18 protein-coding genes and 1 CRISPR repeat array are annotated in these 21,773 nt (G+C 58.4%); of the genes, 11 read left to right on the plus strand and 7 right to left on the minus strand.

The features are described from left to right. The first annotated feature begins 243 nt into the window (after window positions 1-243). On the plus strand, window positions 244-783 hold the full coding sequence (speG, locus tag C8D90_RS10300) for a spermidine N1-acetyltransferase (protein ID WP_115458359.1): 540 nt from the start codon (window positions 244-246) through the stop codon (window positions 781-783). Window positions 784-798: 15 nt separating this feature from the next. On the opposite strand, the gene pstB is transcribed toward speG, so the two are convergent. Genes pstB through C8D90_RS10315 form a run of 3 tightly spaced genes read right to left on the minus strand, consistent with a single transcriptional unit; the run spans window position 799 to window position 5,437 of the window. Next, window positions 799-1,611 (minus strand): phosphate ABC transporter ATP-binding protein PstB, encoded by an 813-nt coding sequence (pstB, locus tag C8D90_RS10305; protein WP_115458360.1) that lies wholly within the window; start codon window positions 1,609-1,611, stop codon window positions 799-801. Window positions 1,612-1,643: 32 nt separating this feature from the next. Then, the gene (gene pstA, locus C8D90_RS10310; protein ID WP_115458361.1) at window positions 1,644-3,281 is read right to left on the minus strand and encodes a phosphate ABC transporter permease PstA; all 1,638 of its coding nucleotides are present in this window, start codon (window positions 3,279-3,281) and stop codon (window positions 1,644-1,646) included. Next, window positions 3,281-5,437 (minus strand): ABC transporter permease subunit, encoded by a 2,157-nt coding sequence (locus C8D90_RS10315; RefSeq protein ID WP_115458362.1) that lies wholly within the window; start codon window positions 5,435-5,437, stop codon window positions 3,281-3,283. Before C8D90_RS10315 ends, pstA begins: the two co-directional genes overlap by 1 nt. 259 nt (window positions 5,438-5,696) lie before the next feature. Between C8D90_RS10315 and ppk1 the strand changes: the two genes are divergently transcribed. The 6 genes from ppk1 (at window position 5,697) to C8D90_RS10345 (ending at window position 12,136) form a co-directional block, all read left to right on the plus strand. Continuing rightward, window positions 5,697-7,808, plus strand: a complete 2,112-nt coding sequence (ppk1, locus tag C8D90_RS10320; protein WP_115458363.1) for a polyphosphate kinase 1 — start codon at window positions 5,697-5,699, stop codon at window positions 7,806-7,808. A gap of 64 nt (window positions 7,809-7,872) precedes the next feature. Next, the gene (gene ppx / locus C8D90_RS10325; RefSeq protein ID WP_115458364.1) at window positions 7,873-9,399 is read left to right on the plus strand and encodes an exopolyphosphatase; all 1,527 of its coding nucleotides are present in this window, start codon (window positions 7,873-7,875) and stop codon (window positions 9,397-9,399) included. A gap of 112 nt (window positions 9,400-9,511) precedes the next feature. Further along, window positions 9,512-9,928 carry a GNAT family N-acetyltransferase gene (locus C8D90_RS10330; RefSeq protein ID WP_115458365.1) on the plus strand — a complete coding sequence of 139 codons (417 nt, stop codon included), beginning with the start codon at window positions 9,512-9,514 and terminating at the stop codon, window positions 9,926-9,928. Between the two features lie 16 nt (window positions 9,929-9,944). After that, window positions 9,945-10,397 (plus strand): GNAT family N-acetyltransferase, encoded by a 453-nt coding sequence (locus C8D90_RS10335; RefSeq protein ID WP_147291351.1) that lies wholly within the window; start codon window positions 9,945-9,947, stop codon window positions 10,395-10,397. A 153-nt stretch (window positions 10,398-10,550) separates the two neighbouring features. Then, on the plus strand, window positions 10,551-11,012 hold the full coding sequence (locus C8D90_RS10340) for a DUF1090 domain-containing protein (RefSeq protein WP_115458367.1): 462 nt from the start codon (window positions 10,551-10,553) through the stop codon (window positions 11,010-11,012). A 13-nt stretch (window positions 11,013-11,025) separates the two neighbouring features. Beyond that, window positions 11,026-11,420: a CRISPR direct-repeat array (repeat unit 29 nt; unit sequence CGGTTCATCCCCGCTCACGCGGGGAACAC). A 404-nt stretch (window positions 11,421-11,824) separates the two neighbouring features. Next, window positions 11,825-12,136: a hypothetical protein gene (locus tag C8D90_RS10345; protein ID WP_115458368.1), complete on the plus strand. Its 312-nt coding sequence runs from the start codon at window positions 11,825-11,827 to the stop codon at window positions 12,134-12,136. Window positions 12,137-12,206: 70 nt separating this feature from the next. Here the strand turns inward: C8D90_RS10345 and C8D90_RS10350 are convergent, their stop codons facing one another. Genes C8D90_RS10350 through phoB form a run of 3 tightly spaced genes read right to left on the minus strand, consistent with a single transcriptional unit; the run spans window position 12,207 to window position 15,186 of the window. Beyond that, window positions 12,207-13,145, minus strand: coding sequence for a PstS family phosphate ABC transporter substrate-binding protein (locus C8D90_RS10350; protein WP_115458369.1), 939 nt, complete (start codon window positions 13,143-13,145; stop codon window positions 12,207-12,209). After that, window positions 13,145-14,476 (minus strand): phosphate regulon sensor histidine kinase PhoR, encoded by a 1,332-nt coding sequence (gene phoR / locus C8D90_RS10355; RefSeq protein WP_115458370.1) that lies wholly within the window; start codon window positions 14,474-14,476, stop codon window positions 13,145-13,147. The genes C8D90_RS10350 and phoR overlap by 1 nt, the downstream gene beginning before the upstream one ends. Window positions 14,477-14,496: 20 nt before the next feature. Continuing rightward, on the minus strand, window positions 14,497-15,186 hold the full coding sequence (phoB, locus tag C8D90_RS10360) for a phosphate response regulator transcription factor PhoB (RefSeq protein ID WP_115458371.1): 690 nt from the start codon (window positions 15,184-15,186) through the stop codon (window positions 14,497-14,499). A gap of 186 nt (window positions 15,187-15,372) precedes the next feature. Between phoB and sbcD the strand changes: the two genes are divergently transcribed. After that, window positions 15,373-16,614, plus strand: coding sequence for an exonuclease subunit SbcD (gene sbcD / locus C8D90_RS10365; protein ID WP_115458551.1), 1,242 nt, complete (start codon window positions 15,373-15,375; stop codon window positions 16,612-16,614). Next, window positions 16,611-20,303 (plus strand): AAA family ATPase, encoded by a 3,693-nt coding sequence (locus C8D90_RS10370; RefSeq protein ID WP_115458372.1) that lies wholly within the window; start codon window positions 16,611-16,613, stop codon window positions 20,301-20,303. The genes sbcD and C8D90_RS10370 overlap by 4 nt, the downstream gene beginning before the upstream one ends. Here the strand turns inward: C8D90_RS10370 and C8D90_RS10375 are convergent. Continuing rightward, window positions 20,288-20,635 carry a DUF1294 domain-containing protein gene (locus C8D90_RS10375; RefSeq protein ID WP_115458373.1) on the minus strand — a complete coding sequence of 116 codons (348 nt, stop codon included), beginning with the start codon at window positions 20,633-20,635 and terminating at the stop codon, window positions 20,288-20,290. The two genes, C8D90_RS10370 and C8D90_RS10375, sit on opposite strands and share 16 nt — an antisense overlap. Before the next feature lie 393 nt (window positions 20,636-21,028). Here C8D90_RS10375 and C8D90_RS10380 point away from each other — a divergent pair, with 393 nt between their 5' ends. Next, a complete protein-coding gene (locus C8D90_RS10380) occupies window positions 21,029-21,172 on the plus strand; it encodes a Hok/Gef family protein (protein ID WP_221810555.1) in 144 nt (47 codons plus the stop codon). Window positions 21,173-21,591: 419 nt separating this feature from the next. After that, a complete protein-coding gene (locus C8D90_RS10385) occupies window positions 21,592-21,735 on the plus strand; it encodes a Hok/Gef family protein (protein WP_221810555.1) in 144 nt (47 codons plus the stop codon). Window positions 21,736-21,773: the final 38 nt, after the last annotated feature.

A 21,773-nucleotide genomic window follows, 5' to 3' on the forward strand; every position in this document is an offset into this window, starting at 1 on the left:
CTGTTCCCTTATTCCCCGCCGTCGGCGTTGCCTGAAGCAAGGTTAAAAAATTTCATGTAACTATCCTTCACCTGCCCGAATAAAAACCAAACGCGAATCAAAAATTTTTACTAATCAAAAAAATAACCACCAACAGCCTTCATCAAAAAGTTTTTATTACATCAGTTTTGCTCACTCCCCAGCACCGGCGGCATCCGATATAATTCAGCCACGCTATTTCGCGTGTTTCTGAAGGAGCCTTCCATGATTAATGATGACAACGTCAGACTTCGCCCCCTGGAGCGCGAAGACTTAACCTTCGTGCATCAGCTCGACAATAACGCCAGCGTGATGCGTTACTGGTTCGAGGAGCCGTATATCGCGTTTGTTGAGCTCTCGGAACTGTATGACAAGCACATCCACGACCAGAGCGAACGCCGCTTCGTGGTGGAGCATGACGAGGTTAAAGTGGGGTTGGTGGAGTTAGTGGAAATCGACCACATTCACCGCCGGGCCGAATTTCAGATCATCATCGATCCCGCCCATCAGGGGCACGGCTACGCAGGAAAAGCGGCAAAGCTGGCGATGGAACACGGTTTTTCCGTGCTGAACCTCTACAAGCTGTATTTGCTGGTAGACAAAGAAAACCAGAAGGCCATCCACATTTACAGCAAGCTGGGCTTCGAGGTAGAAGGCGAACTCATTCACGAGTTCTTCATCAACGGGGAATACCGCAACGCCATCCGCATGTGTATTTTCCAGCCGCAGTATCTGGAGAAATACAAGGCGATTACCACGTTTTAACCGCAGCCGCGCTAATCAGCCAAAGCGCCCGGTAATATAGTCTTCGGTTTTCCGCTTCCCCGGCGAAGTAAATAACGTATCCGTATCGGCGTACTCCACCAGCTCTCCCTGGTGGATAAATGCCGTGTAGTCCGACACCCGCGCCGCCTGCTGCATGTTGTGCGTCACCAGCACCACGCTGTAGCGCTGCTTGAGGCCGACGATCAGCTCTTCAATGGTCAGGGTGGAAATCGGGTCCAGCGCCGACGTCGGCTCATCCAGCAACAGCACCTCCGGCTCAATGGCGATCGCCCTGGCGATGACCAACCGCTGCTGCTGCCCGCTGGAAAGGCGGAACGCATTTTCACTCAGCCGCCCCTTTACCTCATGCCACAGCGCCGCCTGACGCAACGCGCGTTCCACCGTCTCATCCAGCGTGCGCCGGTCGCGCACGCCTTGTAAACGCAGGCCGTACACCACATTCTCATAAATCGATTTGGGAAACGGATTCGGCCGCTGGAACACCATGCCGACCCGGCGACGCAACTCAGCCACGTCCACGCCGGGCGTGTTGATCGGCTCGCCGTTCAGCGTAATTTCACCCTCAGTGCGGCACTGCTCCGTCAGGTCGTTCATCCGGTTAAAGCAACGCAGCAGCGTCGATTTTCCGCAGCCAGACGGCCCGATCAACGCAGTCACGCGCTGCTTCGGGATCGCCAGCGAAATATCAAACAGCGCCTGTTTTTCGCCATAAAACAGATTCAGATTCCGGGCGGCCAGCGCCGTCTGCGCCAAAGGAAGCTGCGTCACATCCAGCAATGGCAGGGTATCCGGTGATGTCAGTCCCATGAAAATCGATTCCTCATCATGCGGGGCCGGCGTCAGAGCGACAGCGCCCGGTATTTCTCACGCAGGTAGTGGCGCAGGCTCATCGCCGCCAGGTTCAGCCCCACCACCAGCGTCACCAGCAAGAACGCCGTGGCGAAAACCAGCGGGCGCGCCGCCTCTACGTTCGGGCTTTGCAGCGCGCCATCGTAAATCTGGAATCCCAGATGCATAAACTTACGGTCCAGATGCAGATAGGGGAATACGCCGTCCACCGGCAGCTCAGGCACCGACTTCACCACCCCGACCAGCATCAGCGGCGCGGTTTCTCCCGCCGCACGGGCAATGGCCAGAATCAGGCCGGTCAGCATGGCCGGCGCCGCCAGCGGCAACACCACGCGCCACAGCGTTTCCGCCCGCGTCGCGCCCAACGCCAGCGAGCCGTGACGCAAGGCATCCGGAATGCGCGCCAGCCCCTCTTCGGTGGAAACGATGACCACCGGCAGCGTCAGCAACGCCAGCGTCAGCGAAGCCCACAGCACGCCCGGCGTCCCCCAGGTCGGGTTGGGCAGCGCTCCGGCGTAAAACAGCTGATCGAGCGTTCCCCCAATCACATAAACAAAAAAGCCCAGCCCGAACATCCCGTACACAATTGAAGGCACCCCGGCCAGGTTGATCACCGCCACCCGTACCAGCCGCGTCAGCCAGTTGCGCGCCGCGTACTCATGCAGGTACACCGCCGCCATCACCCCAAGCGGCATCACAATGATCGACATCAGTATCACCATCAGCACCGTACCGAACAGCGCAGGAAATACGCCGCCCTCGGTATTCGACTCGCGCGGCTCCCCGCCAAGGAACTTCACCACCTGCCCGCCCCAGTGGCGCAGTTTGTCCGTCGTCGTCATCGCATTGGGATACCAGGCGTCCAGCACCTTATACAACGGAATAACGTGCCGTTCGCCGCGCATATCGCGCAGCACCAGGCTGTCGCGCTTTTGCTCCAGTTCCAGCATCGCCAGGCGTTCCCGCGCCTCCAGATAGCGTTTCTCCAGTTGGATATGCTCCGCCCGGCTTTGCGCCTGTTCCTGGTCGCCCCAACGGTTTTTGCGCACCAGTTTCAGCTGTTTCAGGCGCAGTTCTTCAAATTCATGGCCGATAGGCACCAGCGTGCCGCTCTGCAACGCATGAATGCTGTCCGTAAGCTGATGAACGCGCGCAATGCGCTGGCGCAGCGCCTGCCGGGCGTCACGCCCCAGCAGCGGCTGACCGTTTTCCAGCAAGCCATCGAGATACCCGTAAGCATTGCCGTTATGCCGCCGTTCCAGCACCATCAGCTCCGCCGGTTTGCGCGTATGCAATATGTCGCTGCCCAGCAGGGTAAGGAAATCCTGACCGTTGAAATCACGGTTGCCGGTCTTTACCAGATAGCGGGGAAGCGACGGCGGCGCATCCTGCGGCAGCTTGATCCCCGCCTCGCGCAGTTGTTGCAGCGGAACGTCATAGCGCGCATAGCGCTCGCCGATCACCGTCTGACCGTCGCGCAGCTCAAACTGGTACACGCCGTGCGGCCAGAAATAGCGCATGCCTTGCCCGGCCAGCAGCAGCAAAATGCCCAGCAGCGCCAGAATGCTGACGCTGCCGGCCATGGCGCTCAGCCAAATCCAAATCCGTCCGCCGCGTAATGCGCCCATCAGAGGCCCTCCCTCTGCGTGTCATAACGGGCGCGCAGGCGCAGACGTACCGCCTCCGCCAGCGTATTCACCACGAAGGTGAAGACGAACAGCACCAGCGCGGTCAGGAACAGAATGCGGTAATGCGCGCTGCCGGCCACCGCCTCCGGCATTTCAATCGCGATGTTGGCGGCCAGCGCGCGCAGCCCCTGAAACGGGCTGGCGTCGAGCAACGGCGTGTTGCCGGTCGCCATCAGGACGATCATGGTTTCGCCCACGGCACGCCCCAGCCCGATCATCAGGGCGGAGAAGATCCCCGCACTGGCGCCGGGCAGCACCACGTGCCACACGGTTTGCCAGGGCGTGGCGCCCAATGCCAGCGATCCCTGCGTCAGCGCAGGCGGCACGCCGAACAGCGCGTCTTCCGCCAGGGTAAAGATAACCGGCACCAGCGCGAACCCCAGCGCCACGGCGACGACCAGCGCGTTGCGCTGTTCATAGCGGTCACCCAGGAACTCATGCAGCGGCATATCCCAGATCAGCCGTTCCAGCCAGGGCGCAACGGCAAACAACGCCGCCACGGTCACGGCCACCAGCGGCAACAAAAAGAGGATTTCACGCCCGGCGCCGGCGCGCTGCCGGGCCGGTTTCAGCCAGCGGGCGCACAACGCGCCGCCGCCCAGCGTCACTAACGGCAGCGCCAGCGGCAACAGCAGCAGCGCCAGCAAATGCGCTTCAATCACCGGCGCCAGCCAGATGGCAGCCACCAGGCCGATCACCACCGTCGGCAGCGCGCCCGTCATTTCTATCGCCGGTTTGACCACCCGGCGCAGCCCGGCGGACATAAAGCAGGCGGTATACACCGCGCCCGCCACCGCCAGCGGCGCAGCAAACGCCAGCGCGTACAGTGCGGCCTTCAGGGTGCCGGCCACCACCGGCCACAGGCTGTATTTCGCCTGATAATCATCCGCGCCGGAGGTGGACTGCCAGACGTAGTCCGGCGCCGGGTAGTTTTCAAACCAGACCGGCAGCAGCAAAGTGCGCCAGTTAATGCCAGGATAGGCGTTATCCAGCGGATACCAGACCATGCCGCGCGCATTTTCGGTCAGCAGACCGTCGCCGGCGGAGGCGAACCAAATTCCGCGCGTGTCGGCAGGAAGTTTGTACGTCAATAACGGGGAGGTCTGTAATTCGTCATAAAGCGACAGCGCGCCCCCGCGCGCCAGCGTGGCGAACACACGGCGGTAAGGTTCCGCCGTCATCAGGGCGATCGTCTTTTGCGCGGAATAATCGCGGATGCGCGTCAGGTGGGTTTCATCCCGGCGGTTCACTTCGAACCACTGGCTGACCACGCCGTCGCCGCCGAGGAGCAGCAACGAGGACGCGCCCGGCAACAGCAGCATCCGGCGGGCGTCCAGCGCGATATCCTCACGCGGTTCCGCGCTGCCGTTATCCGGCGCGAACACGCTCAGGTGCGTTTTCCCCAGCAGGAACAAACGGCCGGCATCCGGCGCCAGCAGCAGTTGGGAAACCGGTTCGCGCGCCTCAAGCACGTTTACCTGCCAGCCCTTCGGGCGCCACGTTCCCATCAAGACGCGGCCGTCGGCGGTCAACGCCGCCGCCATCACGTCATTCCCCCGCCGGGCGATGCCAAGCTGCGTCAGCGGCTGGCGGCGCGGATCGAAAAGCTGGGGCGCCGTGCCGTAATCATCGCCCCACTGCGGTGCCGGGGCATCGCCCGGCGTACGGAAGCGCGGAGTAACCAGCCGGATCCGCCCTTCACCGTCGCCCAGCGCCAGCAGCGTATTATTGCCGTCCAAACGGGCGAATGCCGTGGGCGGGGAAGGCATCAGCGGCCCGGATGTTCCGCTTTCACCGCCGGTCTTCAGGCTGAAAAACGTGCCCGTGCCGGATTGATCGACGCGCCAGGCCCACTGCCCGGAATGCTCCACGCCCGCCGTCAGCGTCGGCGAATGGGCCTGCCAGGCCAGCGGCTGCGCGGCGCCGATGCTTGCCGGGCGGAAAAGCGGCCATACCGTATAAATAAGGTAAAAGAAAATCAGCATCAGCGTGAGCAACACCCAAACGCCGCCCGCGCTGATGGCATAGCGTGTCAGGCGATCCCGGCGCGCGCGGCGCCGGCCGAGCGGTGTTGTCTGTGATGGTGTCAAACCCATGCCTTATCCATAATCAGCGTGTTGTAAACGTTCAGTTTTCGCCAAGCCAAAGCGCAGAGCGGCAGCATAATATGTCTGCCGGTTGAACGCTATATTACCCGCCGTTTTTTGCCAAACGGTGAAACATTTCGCGCCCTCTTTGCCGGCAATGCCCCTCTTCCTCTCAACTCCGCCTAATCATTGGACTTTCCCTTCAAACTCTCGCCATAATAATCACAGACACTGGATACTCCCTCTTTAAACTCAAACTGGAGTCGCAATGGGTCAGGACAAGCTCTATACCGAAAAAGAACTCAGTTGGTTATCATTTAACGAGCGCGTTCTACAGGAAGCCGCGGATAAGAGCAACCCGCTTATCGAGCGCATGCGTTTTCTCGGGATTTACTCCAGTAATCTGGATGAATTTTATAAGGTCCGTTTCGCCGATCTGAAGCGCCGTATCCTGATCAGTGAAGAACAGGGTTCCGCCGCCACTTCGCGCCACCTACTGAAAAAAATCCAGGCGAAAGTGCTGAAAACCGATCAGGAATTTGATTCCCTGTACAACGACCTGCTGCTGGAAATGGCGCGCAATCAGATCTTTTTGATTAACGAACGCCAGCTTTCCGAAAACCAGCAGGTCTGGCTGCGGGACTATTTCAGGAATCACCTGCGTCAGCACATTACCCCGACGCTGATCAATCACGACACCAATCTGGCCGAATTCCTGAAGGATGATTACACCTATCTGGCGGTGGAAATTGTGCGCGCCGGCGAGCCGCGCTATGCCCTGCTGGAAATTCCGTCCGACAAAGTGCCCCGTTTTATCACCCTGCCGCCGGAAACCCCGCGCCGCCGCAAGCCGATGATCCTGCTGGATAACATCCTGCGCTACTGCCTCGACGACATCTTCAAGGGGTTCTTCGACTACGATTCGCTCAGCGCCTATTCAATGAAAATGACGCGCGACGCAGAGTACGATCTGGTGACCGAAATGGAATCCAGCCTGCTGGAACTGATGTCTTCCAGCCTCAAGCAGCGCCTGACGGCGGAGCCGGTGCGCTTTGTTTACCAGCGCGACATGCCCGATGCGCTGATGGAGCTGCTGCGCGGGAAGCTGGGGATTTCCACCTATGATTCCGTGATTCCCGGCGGGCGCTATCATAACTTCAAGGACTTCATCAGCTTTCCCAACGTCGGCAAAGCCAATCTGGTCAACCGGCCGCTGCCGCGCCTGCGCCACGCCTGGTTCAACAAGTTCCGCAACGGCTTCGACGCCATCCGCGAACACGACGTGCTGCTTTACTATCCGTACCACACGTTCGAACACGTGCTGGAACTGCTGCGTCAGGCCTCGTTCGACCCCAGCGTGCTGGCGATCAAAATCAACATCTACCGCGTCGCCAAAGATTCGCGCATCATCGACTCGATGATCCACGCCGCGCATAACGGCAAAAAGGTCACCGTGGTGGTCGAATTGCAGGCGCGCTTCGATGAAGAGGCCAATATCCACTGGGCCAAGCGCCTGACGGAGGCGGGGGTCCACGTGATCTTCTCTGCGCCGGGGCTGAAGATTCACGCCAAGCTGTTCCTGATTTCGCGTAAAGAAGAGGACGGCATCGTGCGTTACGCCCACATCGGCACCGGCAACTTCAACGAAAAAACCGCCCGTCTGTACACCGACTACTCACTGTTGACCGCCGATGCGCGGATCACCAATGAAGTACGCCGGGTGTTCAACTTCATCGAAAACCCCTACAGGCCGGTCAATTTCGAGCACCTGCTGGTTTCACCGCAGAACTCGCGCCGCATGTTGTATCAACTGATCGATCAGGAGATCACCAACGCCCAGGCCGGGCTGAGCTCCGGCATTACGCTGAAGCTCAATAACCTGGTGGACAAAGGGCTGATTGACCGGCTGTATACCGCCTCCGGCGCCGGGGTGAAAATCCGCCTGCTGGTGCGCGGCATGTGCTCGCTGGTGCCGGACATTCCCGGCGTGAGCGAAAACATCCAGATCATCAGCATCGTGGATCGCTTCCTGGAGCACGCCCGCGTGTATGTGTTCGAGAACCACGGCGACCAGCTGGTGTACCTCTCTTCCGCCGACTGGATGACGCGCAACATCGACTACCGTATCGAAGTTGCCGCGCCCCTGCTCGATCCGGCCCTGCGCCAAAGGGTGCTGGACCAGTTGGAGCTGCAATTCAACGACACGGTGAAAGCCCGTATCATCGACAAAGAGCTGAGCAACCAATACGCGCCGCGCGGCAACCGGCGTAAGGTTCGTTCTCAATTAGCGATCTATGATTACATTAAGGCGCTGGAACAAGCCGAAGAAGCCCAACAGCAGGAAGCTGACGGGCAAAGCGACGCTGCCGTCGCCCCTTGATCCTCACGGCCGGAAAACCGGCCGTGACAAATAACAATGAATAGATTTATAAGGGCAACTTTATATGCCGTTGACACATGCTTCATCCAGTAAACCTCAGGAAATCGCGGCCATTGATTTAGGCTCCAACAGTTTTCACATGGTCATTGCCCGCGTAGTCAACGGGGCCTTGCAGATCCTGGGGCGACTGAAGCAACGGGTCCATCTTGCCGATGGCCTGGACGGCAACAATATGCTGAGCGAGGAAGCGATTGAGCGCGGCCTGGCCTGTTTATCCCTGTTCGCCGAACGCCTGCAGGGCTTTTCCGAAGAGAACGTCTGCATCGTCGGCACCCATACCCTGCGCCAGGCCAGCAACGCTGAGGAGTTTCTCAACCGGGCGGCCAAGATTATCCCTTATCCGATCGAAATCATCTCCGGGCAGGAGGAAGCGCGCCTGATTTTTATGGGCGTGGCGCACACCCAGCCGGAGAAGGGGCGCAAGCTGGTAATCGACATCGGCGGCGGTTCCACCGAGATGATCGTCGGGGAAGACTTTGACCCGCTGCTGGCGGAAAGCCGCCGCATGGGGTGCGTCAGCTTTGCCCAGCAGTTCTTCCCGCAGGGCGTTATCAGCGCGGAAAACTTCCGCCGCGCGCGGCTGGCCGCGGCGCAGAAGCTGGAGAATATGGCCTGGCAATTCCGTATTCAGGGCTGGAACGCTGCGCTGGGCGCATCCGGCTCCATCAAAGCGGCCCACGAAATTCTGGTCGAAATGGGGGAAAAGGACGGCCTGATTACGCCGGAACGGCTGGAGATGCTGAGCCAGGAAGTGTTGAAGTTCAAACGATTCAGCGAGCTGAGCCTGCCGGGGCTGTCGGAAGATCGTCAGGCGGTGTTCGTACCCGGCCTGGCAATTTTGTGCGGCGTGTTTGACGCGCTGGCCATCAAACAGTTACGCCTGTCAGACGGCGCGCTGCGCGAAGGCGTGCTGTATGAAATGGAAGGCCGCTTCCGCCATCAGGACATCCGCAGCCGCACGGCGATCAGCCTGGCGGAGCACTACAACATCGATCGCGAGCAGGCCCAGCGCGTGCTGCGCACCGTGCAGCAGCTTTATGTCCAGTGGATGGCGCAGAACACCAGGCTGGTGCATCCGCAGTTGGAAGCGCTGCTCAACTGGGCCGCCATGCTGCATGAAGTGGGGCTAAGCATCAACCACAGCGGCCTGCACCGCCATTCCGCCTATATTCTGCAAAACACCAACCTGCCCGGCTTCAACCAGGAACAGCAGTTATTGCTGGCAACGCTGGTACGCTTCCACCGCAAGGCGGTCAAGCTTGACGAACTGCCGCGCCTTAACCTGTTCAAGAAAAAGCAGTACATTCCGCTGATTCAGATCCTGCGCCTGGCGACGCTGCTCAACAACCAACGTCAGGCCACCACCACGCCGGAAAGGTTGGAGCTGCACACCGACGGGTTTGAATGGACGCTGCATTTCCCCAAAGATTTTTTACAGCAAAACAGCCTGATTCAGCTCGATCTCGAGAAAGAACAAGACTATTGGGAAGACGTCACGGGATGGTCGCTGAAGGTTGCAGAGCTGCCCTAAATCCCCTGCACGAAGCCGTTATCAATGGCTTCGTGCTTTCCGCCCATTTTCCCGTCAGAATGCTGAAAAGCATATTTATATCTCTGGTAAAACACCCCCTTGGGAGAACGCAATGAAACTGGTTGTCACTGACGAAATTACAGAAAAAGATCGGGGAGACTTACTGAGCGGACTGAGCGAGTATAACGTCCGGTTTGTCGACAGCAGTGCCTGGGGAGCATTGGGCGTATTTATGCGCGACGACGAGGGCAGGCAGCTTGCCGGGCTGATCGGCGCACGCAAAGGGAACTGGCTGTGCATTGATTTCCTGTGGGTCAGTGAAGCGCTGCGCCACGAAGGCATCGGCGGCAAACTCATTGACGCCGCCGAGGCGGAAGCGAAGAAAAAGGGATGCAAGCAGGCGCTGGTTGATACCTTCAGCTTTCAGGCGCTGGCGTTTTACCAAAAGAAAGGCTACCAGTTGCAGATGACGCTGGATGACTTCCCCCATGACGGGCAGCAGCGGCATTACTTAAGCAAGGTGCTATAACCGCAGAGGAATTTCCGTGTTAATAAGGGTTGCCGCCGGGGCGGATACTGCGGACATGTTCCGGGTTCGGCTCAGCGTAAACGAAAACAAAGCGACGATGGCAGAATTGGCGCGCTACGGCGTAACGCCGGAATCGTTACCTGCCATGCTGTCGGGAACGGGCCGGGGATGGGTCGCTGAAATCGACGGCGTTATCAGGGCGTTTGCCATGGCAGATGCCGAAAACGCAACGATATTTGCCCTGTTTGTCGAACCGGGGGCTGAAAAGCAAGGTATTGGCCGCAGGCTGATGAATGAGGCAGAGAGATGGCTCGCTGAAATGGGCTGCGCTCAAATCTGGCTGGAAACCGACAGCAATACGCAGGTGCGGGCCAACGGGTTTTATCGCTATCTCGGCTGGCAGGAAAGTAACAGACAACCCGACGGACAGGTCAAATTTATTAAGACGTTAAGCAGACATAACGTGTAAAACGACACGTTATGCCTGAGCCAACCGCAAACGCCGCCTAATCAGGATGTAGGACTCGACTATTCCCCTGTAGTCCTCTCCGCTTTCACCTGCTGATGTCCTACTATCGCGATAACCAGATAACGGCAAGAGCCTTATGATTAGGTATCCGCGATGATAAAAAACATGCTGATTTGTGGCGTTAGTCTTCTCCTGATTTCCGGCGGTGCCAACGCCGGTAACGCCTATTACGGCTGCCAGAAAAAACTGTTTAATCTGGAAAAACAGCTTGATTACGCCTATGCCCACCATAACGTCTACCGGGCCAGAGGATTAGAGCGGGCTATCGCACGCGTTAAGGCATACTGCCACACGGGAAACCGGCCATCCTACGACGGATACACCGGTGCGACCTATGACGGATATACCGGCGCGACCAATCTTCACCGCTATAAAGACGGGTATTCGTTAAGAAAAAAGATCGCCAAAGCCGAGTTGGAACTTAAAGAGGCGAAAATGAAAGGCGATCCGCTGAAAATTGCCAAGCGTAAGGGGAAAGTCGAATTACTGAAGGAAGAACTGCGCATCGTGGAGAATAACGCTTATGCGCTCTCGCGTGCGGGGGAAGATGAGTAGAGGGTTTCTTGCTGGGTTTATCCCCGCTTGCGCGGGGAACACGCTGTTTGCCCTATCGCCGCCCACAATACATACGGTTCATCCCCGCTCACGCGGGGAACACGCGATTCAAATATTACAATATAGGTTTTGATTCGGTTCATCCCCGCTCACGCGGGGAACACCTAACTGCCATTAATAAATTCTCCTAACCATCCGGTTCATCCCCGCTCACGCGGGGAACACGGGCCACGGCTGATAAATGAGCGCAGAGAATACGGTTCATCCCCGCTCACGCGGGGAACACATAACGCCAGAATTTGGCCCCTGTGGGCCTGACGGTTCATCCCCGCTCACGCGGGGAACACAACTCCAGCCCCGTTACCAGGTACTTGATTTTCGGTTCATCCCCGCTCACGCGGGGAACACCCTAAAACTATATACATGAATTTGAATGATTTTTTCAACCACTAAAATTCCACCAATTTTTCACGCAATGAAATAACGTGAGATTAGCGGCTTAGCTTGCGAGCGTGATTCCATATTTCATATAAGTCGCCTGGAAATCTATCCAGCCTATTTTCTCTTCGATATGGCAGGCATATAGTCTCAGGACTGCGGCAAAATCCGCAGCCGGAATTAGCGTTTCGGTACAAACTCGGATACATATGACATAATGTCATACGCTTTTGCTTACCCCAAATAATGGTAGCTCAGGCGGGGGCTTCATCAGAAGCGCTGGTACTCCGAGACCGGTAACGCTAACCCTGTCTGGGCCGCCACCCAAGTTTAGCGTCTTGGAAGCGGTCATCAGTTAACTCGGAGAAACTCACATGACTGATACTTCTTTTTCTCAAAGTTTTGAAAGCTCCATTACCATCTTCCGCGATCTCATCGCCGACCTCTCGTTCTCACAGCTCAACGATATTCAGCTTTGCGATCTCAGCGCCGTTGCCGCAGAGTCTGCGGAAGGCATCTGCCACGGTTTACTCTATCTCGGGGAATCTCTGGAAAGTTGCCAGCCTGTGCCGGAGAACCTCAGCAACATCAGCCGTTATTTAACAGCCAGCGCCCATCTGCTGCCGGCATTGATGGAGATCTGCCATCAATGCGCTCATCACCTGCACCAGCAAATAGCGCAATAACCGGGCAGCCAAAACACGCTCGCCGCATAAATGCGGCGAGAAACGAAAACTGGCAGCATCCCTTGCCCCATCAAATCCCCAGTTCCCTGCGCACCTTCTCCACCACGTCCCCCGCCAACGGCAAGTAACCGTCCTTCACCACCGCCGCCTGCCCTTCCGGCGACAGAACGCTGCTCAAAAACGCCGCCGTCAGCGGCGACAACGGTTTTCCCGGCGCCTTATTCACATAAATGTACAGCTCCCGCGCCAGCGGATATTTCCCCGCCATCACGTTCTCCGCCGTCGGCATCACCGGCTCCCCGCCCGTGCGCCCTACGGCCAGCACATGCACCCCGCTGGCGCGAAACCCCATCCCGGCATAGCCTATCCCGCCCAGCGAGCCAGCCACCGCCTGCACCACCGAAGACGACCCCGGCAGCTCATTGACGCGATTAACGAAATCCCCGTCACACAACACCTGCTGTTTAAAAAAGCCGTACGTGCCGGAAGCGGAGTTACGCCCGTACAGCGTCAGCGCACGCCGCTGCCAGCTCCCCGCCGTCACGCCCAGCTGCGACCAGCGCGTCACCGGCGCAGCGGCACCGCAGCGCAACGTGCGTGAAAACACGGCATCAAGCTGACGAAAAGTGATGCTGCGCAGCGGATTATCCTGATGCACCAGCAACACCAGCGCATCCTGCGCCACCGGCACCGCCAGCGGCGGGTAGCCATAGCGCTGCTCGAAGGCAGCGATTTCCGCCTCCTTCATCGGCCTGCTCATCGGCCCCAGCTGCACCGCGCCGGCAACCAGCGCTGTCGGCGCGCTGGAAGAACCGGCTGCCTGCATCTGCACATTAACGTTGGGATACGCGTGGGTAAATACGTCGCGCCACAGCCCCATCAGGTTAGCCATGGTGTCAGAACCGGCGCTCGAAAGATTGCCGGATAAAATCATTTGTTGCGCCGCAGCACTGCCCGCCAGCCCCCAGGCCAGGCACAGCAGCGCCAGCGTTTTTTTCCATCCCCGCATCAGGTTTCCTTGCTGGAGATCCCCGTCCGTCCTTTCTGCCCGGCCGCGGCAACAATCAGATGGTTCGGCAGCGTAAACACAAAGCGCGAGCCTAACCCCGGTTCACTCATAATTTCCAGCGCCGCATCATGATGTTGCAGCGCATGTTTAACAATCGCCAGCCCCAGCCCGCTGCCGCCGGTATCGCGGGAACGGGCCTTATCCACCCGGTAAAAACGCTCGGTCAGGCGGGAAATATGCTCCGGCGCGATCCCCGGCCCGTTATCGCTCACCTGGAATTGCGCGCCCTGAGGCGTTCGCTGCCAGCACACCTCAATCGACGTACCGGGCGGCGTATGATTGACCGCATTGTACACCAGATTAGACACCGCGCTGCGCAGTTGCTCATCGTCGCCGAACACCTTCAGGTTGTCATTCACCCGGAAAACAATCTCATGACGGCCGTTACTGAGCGAACGCGCCTCCTGCTGCAACATGCGCAGCATCAGCGGCACGTCCACGACCTGATTCATCTCGATATGCGGCGCTGCCTCAATGCGCGACAGCGTCAGCAACTGCTTCACCAGGCTGTCCATACGCCGGGTCTGCGCCTGCATAGTGGCCAGCGCCTTATCGCGCAGCGCGGGCGGCATCGCATCGCCATCCATCATTTCCAGGTATCCCTGCAACACCGTTAACGGCGTGCGCAGTTCATGACTGACGTTGGCGAAGAAGTTACGGCGCGCACCTTCCAACTGGCGATTTTGCGTGACGTCGCGCCCGACCATCAGAAGCTGCCCTTCCGCATACGGCATGATGCGAAACTCAATGGCGCGTCCGTTATTCAGCGAAAGGTTCAGCGGGCGGCTGAAATCCCGCTGTTGCAGATATTGGGAAAACTCAGGATAACGCAGCAGGTTAAGGACGTGCTGACCGCTGTCTTCCGGCCAACGAAAGCCGAGCAGATGCTGAGCCAGCTTATTGCACCAGAAAATATTGCCTTCCTCGGTGGTCATCACAATGGCGTCCGGCAGTGACTCCGCCCCGCTGCGAAAACGTTTGATCAACAGCGCCAGCTCGCGCCGGCGGCGGCGGTTGCGCTGCTGCATCTGATACAGCCCGTAAAACAGCGGCTCCCAACTGCCCCGCCCCGGCGGCGGCGTCATGCTGCGATCCGTCCACAGCCAGTGGGAAAGGCGCAGTTGGTTATAGCAATGCCAGCCCAGCAACCCCAGTACCGCGGTCAGCAGAAACCAGGGAAGATAACCTATCAGCAGGCCGAGCAGCAACGCCGGCACGCAGCAGAACAACAGCTCCAGCAGCAGGCGTTTCCACGATAAAGGTTCAAGCACAATAAGGGTTCCCGTCGGTATCAGTAACGGGCTGAAAAACGGTAGCCGGTCCCGCGCACGGTCTGAACCATGCGGTCATGACCGCTGGACTCCAGCGCCTTGCGCAAACGGCGGATATGCACGTCAACGGTGCGATCCTCAACATAAACGTTAGTGCCCCAGACGTGATTCAGCAACTGTTCGCGGCTGTAAACCCGCTCCGGATGCGTCATAAAGAAGTGCAACAGCTTGAATTCGGTCGGCCCCATTTCCAGCGGCGTTTCATTCGCCATCACCCGGTGCGAGGTCGGGTCAAGACTCAGCCCCTGAACGTCGATCACCTCCTCCACCGCCATCGGCGAAATACGCCGCATGACCGCCTTAATACGCGCCACCAGCTCCTTCGGCGAAAACGGTTTGGTAATGTAATCATCGGCGCCCACTTCCAGCCCGCGCACCCGGTCTTCCTCTTCGCCGCGCGCAGTCAGCATCATCACCGGAATGTCGCGGGTGATCGCCTCACGTTTCATATGCTTGATAAACTGAATGCCGGAACCGCCGGGTAACATCCAGTCCAGTAAGACTAAATCGGGATAGGGTTCCGACAGCCCGTTCACCGCGCTGTCATAATCCCCGGCTTCCAATGCCTGGTAACCATTCTGCTCCAGTACAAAGCACACCATTTCACGGATCGGCGCTTCATCTTCTACGACCAATATGCGTCTTGCCATGGATTTATCCCGTCAATGTGTTTCATCGCGGCGCCATTATGCGTCAGTTTTATGACAGTTTTATGAAAATTAACACAGCCGCAATACGGTAACTACCTTTTGCTTGATTGGCCCGCCCGGCGACACTCCGTATAATCCCCCTATGCGAAAACAACCACGGACCGTCCTGTGAGCACACAACCCGCACTGCGCCTGATCCACACCTCCGACTGGCACCTCGGCCAGTACTTTTACAGCAAAAGCCGCGCGCCCGAGCATCACGCGTTTCTGCACTGGCTGATTGAGCAGGTGAAAGCGCACCAGGTTGACGCCGTTATCGTGGCCGGCGATGTGTTCGACACCGGCGCGCCACCGAGCTACGCCCGTGAACTGTACAACCGCTTCGTGGTAGAGCTGCGGGAAACCGGCTGTCAGTTGGTGGTGCTGGGCGGCAATCATGACTCGGTCGCTACGCTGAACGAATCCCGTGATTTGCTGGCCTGCCTCAACACCCGCGTGATCGCCAGCAGCGCCGGCGACGAAAATGAGCAGGTGCTGACGCTGACCCGCCGCGACGGCACGCCCGGCGCCCTGCTCTGCGCGGTGCCCTACCTGCGCCCGCGCGACATTCAGCGCAGCCGGGCCGGCGAGTCGGCGCAGGAAAAGCAGGAAGCGCTGACGGAGGCCATCCGCGCGCATTATGCGCAGCTGTACGCGCTGGCGCAGCAGCGGCGCGAAACGCTGGGCGCGGCGCTGCCGATCGTCGCGACCGGCCATCTCACCACGCTGGGCGCCAGCACCTCGGAGTCAGTGCGCGATATCTACATCGGTTCGCTGGACGCCTTCCCCGCCGGCGCATTTCCGCCCGCCGACTACATCGCCCTCGGCCATATCCACCGCCCTCAGGCGGTGGTGAAAGATGGCCACATCCGCTACAGCGGTTCACCTATCGCGCTGAGCTTCGACGAACTCGGCAGTGAAAAAAGCGTATGCCTGGTCACGCTCACACCCGGAGAAGCGGCGGAGGTCACCTTACTGCCGGTGCCGGTTTACCAGCCGATGCGCCTGATCAAAGGCGATATCGCGCAGATAGAGCAACAGCTGAGCGCCTTTGCCGATTATCGGGGGGAACGCCCGGTCTGGCTGGACGTGGAAATCAACAGCGACGCCTACCTCAGCGAGGTCCAGAAACGTATTCAGCAGCAAAGCGAAGGATTACCGGTAGAAATCATTTTGCTGCGGCGCAGCAAGGCACAGCGCGCTAACGTTCTCGAACGCCAGGAGAAAGAAACGCTCAGCGAGCTGAGCGTGGACGACGTCTTCGAACGCCGTCTGGCGCTGGAAACCGACGGCGACGAAGGGTTGCACGATCGCATTCGCCGGACGTTTCGCACGGTGGTGCATGAGCTGGAACAGGAACTGCGGCAAACGGAGGAAGATAAAGCATGAAAATCCTGAGCCTGCGGCTGAAAAACATCAACTCCCTGCGCGGCGAGTGGAAGATCGACTTCACGCGCGAGCCTTTCGCCGGCACCGGGCTGTTCGCCATCACCGGCGCGACGGGCGCCGGGAAAACCACCCTGCTTGACGCCCTGTGCCTGGCGCTGTACCACCAAACGCCGCGCCTGAAAGTTTCACCCACGCATAACGAGCTGATGACGCGCCACACCGCGGACTCCCTGGCCGAAGCGGAATTCGAAGTTAAAGGCGTCGGCTACCGCGCATTCTGGAGTCAGCGCCGCGCCAACAACAAGCCCGACGGCAACCTGCAGCCGCCGAAGGTCGAGCTGGCGCGCATCAGCGACGGCAAAATTCTCAGCGACAAAATCAGCGATAAACTGACGCAAATCGCCGAAATCACCGGGCTTGATTTTGGGCGTTTCACCAAATCCATGATGCTGTCTCAGGGCCAGTTCGCCGCCTTCCTCAACGCCGAGCCAAAAGAACGCGCCGAGCTGCTGGAGGAGCTGACCGGTACGGAGATTTACGGCCTGATCTCCGAGCGGATATTCCAGCGCTACCGCGACGCCCTGCACGGGTTGAATGCCCTGCGCGAACGGGCCGGCGGCATTGAACTGTTGGATGAAGCCGCCCTCGCCCGCATCAACGAAGAGTTGGCTGCGTTGCAGGAACGGGAAAAGCAGGATATTGCCCGTGAAGAAGCCCTGAACCGTCTGTGGCAGTGGCGGCAAAAACGCCAGGAGCTGATCCGGGAGCGGGAGCAACAACGCCAGAAGCAACAGGAGGCGGAGCAGCAGTGGCTGGCGTTGCAGCCGCAAATGGCGCTGCTGACGCGCAGCGAACCGGCGCAACAGTTGCGCCCTCAGTATCAGGCGCTGGTTCAGCTACGCAACGATATCGCCGATGCGGAAAAACAACATCAGGTACGGCTTAACCAACAGGCGCAGCTAAACGACACATTGCTTCCCCTGAGCCGCCGCCGCGAAGAAGCGGAAACCGCGCGTCAAAACGCCCGCCGCGAGCAGCAGCAAACCGAGCAACTGATAGAGAATCAGGTCGCGCCGCTGGACAACCAACTGGCACAGCTAAACCATGAACTGGCGCGCCTGAACGAACAGCATCAGCAAACGACACAGGCACTGACGCAACAACAACAAGCGCAGCAGCAGGCCGAAAGTGCGCTGACCGACCAAACCGCCCGGCTGAACGCGCTGACACAGCAACAAGAGGACACCCGCCGCCACCAGCGCTGGGGGGAATACCTTACCGGCTGGGAAAAAACCTTCGATCAGTTGCACCAGCAGCAGAAAACGCTGACGGAAAGCGAGCACCAACTTCGCGCGTTACACGAGCAGCACGGCGAGCTGCAAACCCGCACCGCCGCGCAGCAACAGGCGCTGACCCTCGCACAGCATGCAGAGCAACAGGCGCAGCAGCAGAGCCAACAGGCCGAGGACGCCTGGCAACGGGCGGAGAACGACGGCAGCCGTCAGCAACTGCTCCGGCAGCAAGAAACGCTCGAACGCAATCGCAGCGCCCGCCAGAACCTGAACCGGCTTTCACCACTGTTCGCCCAAAGCCACCGGCGTTTGTTGGCGATCACCCAACAGCTTTCGGAGCAGCGGCAAACCCTTAAAACGCTGGAAGAGCAGCTTCAGCAAAAACGCCAGGCCTGGCAGGAAAAACAGCAGCATCACCGCGATCTGAAATCCCGTCTCGAACTGGAACGCCGCATCGCCGAACTGGAGCACGAACGCGCCCGTCTGCAGGCCGGGCAACCCTGCCCGCTGTGCGGTTCCACGCAGCATCCGCTGGTGGAGAACTACCAGCCGCCGCGCCTCAGCGAACACGAACAGCGCCTGAAAATACTGGAAACCGAAACCGACGCGCTGAAACAGGAAGGCATCGCCCTTGCTGAACGGCAGAAGCTGTTGCAGCGCAATCATGAGCAACAGGAAAAAGAAGCCGCCGCGCTGGAGAAAGAAACGCATGATTACCGCGCAGCCTGGCAGACCGCCTGCACAGCGCTGGCGCTGACGCTGGATATCGCCGACGCCACGGCGCTGGAAAGCTATTTAAGCGACGCCGAGCAGCAGGAGCAGCGGCTGCGTGAATCGCTACAAGCGCTGGACCGGCAGCAGCAGCAACGTCAAAAATATAAAGATGCGCACACGCAGGCGCTGTTCGCCCTGAATCAGGCGCAGCAACAGCTTACCCTGCTGCAACGCGACGTTCAGGCGGCGGAAAAACAGCAGCAAACGCTGGAGCAAAGCCGTCTGCACGTTCATGAAGCGCTCACACAACTACGCCAGCAGCTTGAGCAGGAACTGACGCCGTTAGCGCTCACTCCGCCTGCGGATGGCGACGGCGAAAACTGGCTCGCCCGGCGGCGCGAAGAGTATCAGCAATGGCAGGCGCGCCAGGAAAATGCGGCGCAGCTGACGCTGATGATTACCCGCAGCCAAAGCGAGCTGAACGCCCTGAAGCAGAGCGCCGACCAAACTCACCAACAGCTGACGCAACTCCGGCAGCAATTGCAGGAACAGCAAACCCGGCGCGATAGCCTGACAGAACAACGCCGCGCCCTGTTCGGCGATGAAAGCACCGCGGAGGCGCGCGAAGCCCGCAGCCGCGCCGTACGGCAGGCAGATACGGCGGCGGAACAGGCACAGCAGGAAGAGCAGGCCGCCCGCCAGCAGCTGGAACGCCTGGCAGGCGAAATCGATTCCGCCCGACAACAGCAGCAGCAATGGCGGAGCCGGCTGGAGCAACAGCAAAACCAATTCAGCTCGGCGCTGCAGCAGTCCGGCTTCAGCGACGAAGCGCAACTGCTGGCGGCGATGCTGGAAGAGAGCGAGCATCAGCGCCTTCTGGCGCTACGGGAAGAATCGACGGCACGGCGCAGCCAGATCGGCGCCTTGCTGCAGCAGGCGGAGCAAGCGCTCACCACGTGGCTGGCGCAAGCGCCGGAACAGGACGATGAAACCAGCGACGAGCAGTTGCAACAGACGCTGGCCGAGCTGCGTAGCGCGCTGCGTAACGCCGGCCAGCGCCAAGGTGAACTGCGTCAGCAACTGACCAGCGATACGCAAAGACGCCATAACCAGCAACAACTGATGAACCAGATTGCCGAGAGCCAGCAAAATTACGAAGACTGGAGCTATCTCAACAACCTGATTGGCTCCGGCAGCGGCGACAAGTTCCGCAAGTTCGCGCAGGGCCTGACGCTGGAACATCTGGTTTATCTCGCTAACCAGCAGCTTGCCCGCCTGCACGGTCGCTATCTGTTACAGCGTAAAAAAAGCGATGCGCTGGAGCTGGAAGTGATGGACACCTGGCAGGCAGACAGCGTGCGCGACACCCGAACGCTGTCCGGCGGGGAGAGTTTTCTGGTCAGCCTGGCGCTGGCGCTGGCGTTGTCGGATTTGGTCAGTCATAAAACCCGCATCGACTCCCTGTTTCTTGATGAAGGTTTCGGTACGCTTGATGCGGAAACCCTGGAAACCGCGCTGGATGCGCTGGACCGGCTCAACGCCAGCGGCAAGATGATCGGCGTGATCAGTCATGTGGAAGCGATGAAAGAACGAATTCCCGTGCAGATCCGGGTCAAAAAAATCAACGGGCTGGGCATCAGCCGGCTGGATTCCCGCTTTTCACTGAATCAGGCTGCGGAATGATATAACCCGGCCCAATAAAGCACGGCGGTGACGAACACCAGGTTCACCGCCACACAGCCCCAAAACAGGGCAACGAACGGCTGTTTGCGGGTTTTATGGCGCCACAGACGGCGCGCAATGAGCGCCCCCGGCCAGCCGCCGAAAAGGCCGAACAACAGTAACGTTTTCTCAGGAATGCGCTGCCGTTCACGTATGGCCGCATATTTATCAGCGCCATAGGCCAGTAACGTCAACAGATTGAGGATAAGAAACCCGATGATGACCGGTGCCGGCGTGAAAGGAGACGCAATCAGGGTAACAACCAGTAGTAGCCAAAATGCTTTGTTTAGCATAGCGATTAAATCAGCTTTATTATTTCCTGAACAATAATAGAAGTATATTCTTTTCAATCCATATATCAATAGATGAAATACTTATCATCTTCAGGAATAAATCCAGCCAAGGTTTATTTTTATGCATGTAATACTTACAGCAGCGACAATAACAGAAATAAAAAGCAATAAATAAATTCATAAATAACAATTAACGAAAACCACCCTTGTTTGGGTTAATGGCCCCCGTGTTACAATCGCCGCGGGTGCCTGAGGCTTTCTGGCTTCAGGTATTATTATCAGACCCCGGAAAGATGAAGGCCCCGAGTTAATTACTTAACCCGAGGCCAACACATGAACAACACAATTCAGATGTTAGCCTCTTACTCGCCGAAAGGCAAGGAGCAGAAGGCTATGAAGCAGCAACTCGTGATAGTCATCGTTATTTGTATAACGATGCTGGCGGTAACGTTAATCGCAAGAAAAGACCTTTGTGAAATCCGCATCCGAAGCGGGCAAACTGAGGTCGCTGCCTTCACGGCTTACGAATCCAGGTAAGGGCCCGGCGCGGGGAATTTTCCCCGCGCTTCTGGTTGTCAGGTTCAGCGGCTCAGGCGCCCTTTTATTCCTCTTTGCCGCAAATAACCATGCTGAATTATTATTTGGCCGTCAATTCACTCTGAAATTCATTATAGTGGCGAGATTTATTTTTATAATACTGACATCGACAACACTCACAGGAAAGAAAAAAATAAAGAATTTCATAAATAACAATTAACGAAAACCACCCTTGTTTGGGTTAATGGCCTCCGTGTTACAATCGCCGCGGGTGCCTGAGGCTTTCTGGCTTCAGGTATTATTATCAGACCCCGGAAAGATGAAGGCCCCGAGTTAATTACTTAACCCGAGGCCAACACATGAACCCAACAATTCAGATGTTAGCCTCTTACTCGCCGAAAGGCAAGGAGCAGAAGGCTATGAAGCAGCAACTCGTGATAGTCATCGTTATTTGTATAACGATGCTGGCGGTAACGTTAATCGCAAGAAAAGACCTTTGTGAAATCCGCATCCGAAGCGGGCAAACTGAGGTCGCTGCCTTCACGGCTTACGAATCCAGGTAAGGGCCCGGCGCGGGGAATTTTCCCCGCGCTTCTGGGTG

Origin of the sequence: Enterobacillus tribolii, assembly GCF_003363015.1 — a bacterium.
In the GTDB taxonomy this organism is placed as follows: Bacteria; Pseudomonadota; Gammaproteobacteria; order Enterobacterales; family Enterobacteriaceae; genus Enterobacillus; species Enterobacillus tribolii.

Coding starts and splice junctions, on each gene's coding strand:
- pstB (WP_115458360.1), bottom strand. CDS start 1,611: ATGGGACTGACATCACCGGATACCCTGCCATTGCTGGATGTGACGCAG.
- phoB (WP_115458371.1), bottom strand. CDS start 15,186: ATGGCAAGACGCATATTGGTCGTAGAAGATGAAGCGCCGATCCGTGAA.
- C8D90_RS10350 (WP_115458369.1), bottom strand. CDS start 13,145: ATGCGGGGATGGAAAAAAACGCTGGCGCTGCTGTGCCTGGCCTGGGGG.
- C8D90_RS10330 (WP_115458365.1), top strand. CDS start 9,512: ATGAAACTGGTTGTCACTGACGAAATTACAGAAAAAGATCGGGGAGAC.
- pstA (WP_115458361.1), bottom strand. CDS start 3,281: ATGGGCGCATTACGCGGCGGACGGATTTGGATTTGGCTGAGCGCCATG.
- C8D90_RS10315 (WP_115458362.1), bottom strand. CDS start 5,437: ATGGGTTTGACACCATCACAGACAACACCGCTCGGCCGGCGCCGCGCG.
- ppx (WP_115458364.1), top strand. CDS start 7,873: ATGCCGTTGACACATGCTTCATCCAGTAAACCTCAGGAAATCGCGGCC.
- C8D90_RS10385 (WP_221810555.1), top strand. CDS start 21,592: ATGAAGCAGCAACTCGTGATAGTCATCGTTATTTGTATAACGATGCTG.
- C8D90_RS10345 (WP_115458368.1), top strand. CDS start 11,825: ATGACTGATACTTCTTTTTCTCAAAGTTTTGAAAGCTCCATTACCATC.
- speG (WP_115458359.1), top strand. CDS start 244: ATGATTAATGATGACAACGTCAGACTTCGCCCCCTGGAGCGCGAAGAC.
- C8D90_RS10370 (WP_115458372.1), top strand. CDS start 16,611: ATGAAAATCCTGAGCCTGCGGCTGAAAAACATCAACTCCCTGCGCGGC.
- C8D90_RS10375 (WP_115458373.1), bottom strand. CDS start 20,635: ATGCTAAACAAAGCATTTTGGCTACTACTGGTTGTTACCCTGATTGCG.
- C8D90_RS10340 (WP_115458367.1), top strand. CDS start 10,551: ATGATAAAAAACATGCTGATTTGTGGCGTTAGTCTTCTCCTGATTTCC.
- C8D90_RS10380 (WP_221810555.1), top strand. CDS start 21,029: ATGAAGCAGCAACTCGTGATAGTCATCGTTATTTGTATAACGATGCTG.
- ppk1 (WP_115458363.1), top strand. CDS start 5,697: ATGGGTCAGGACAAGCTCTATACCGAAAAAGAACTCAGTTGGTTATCA.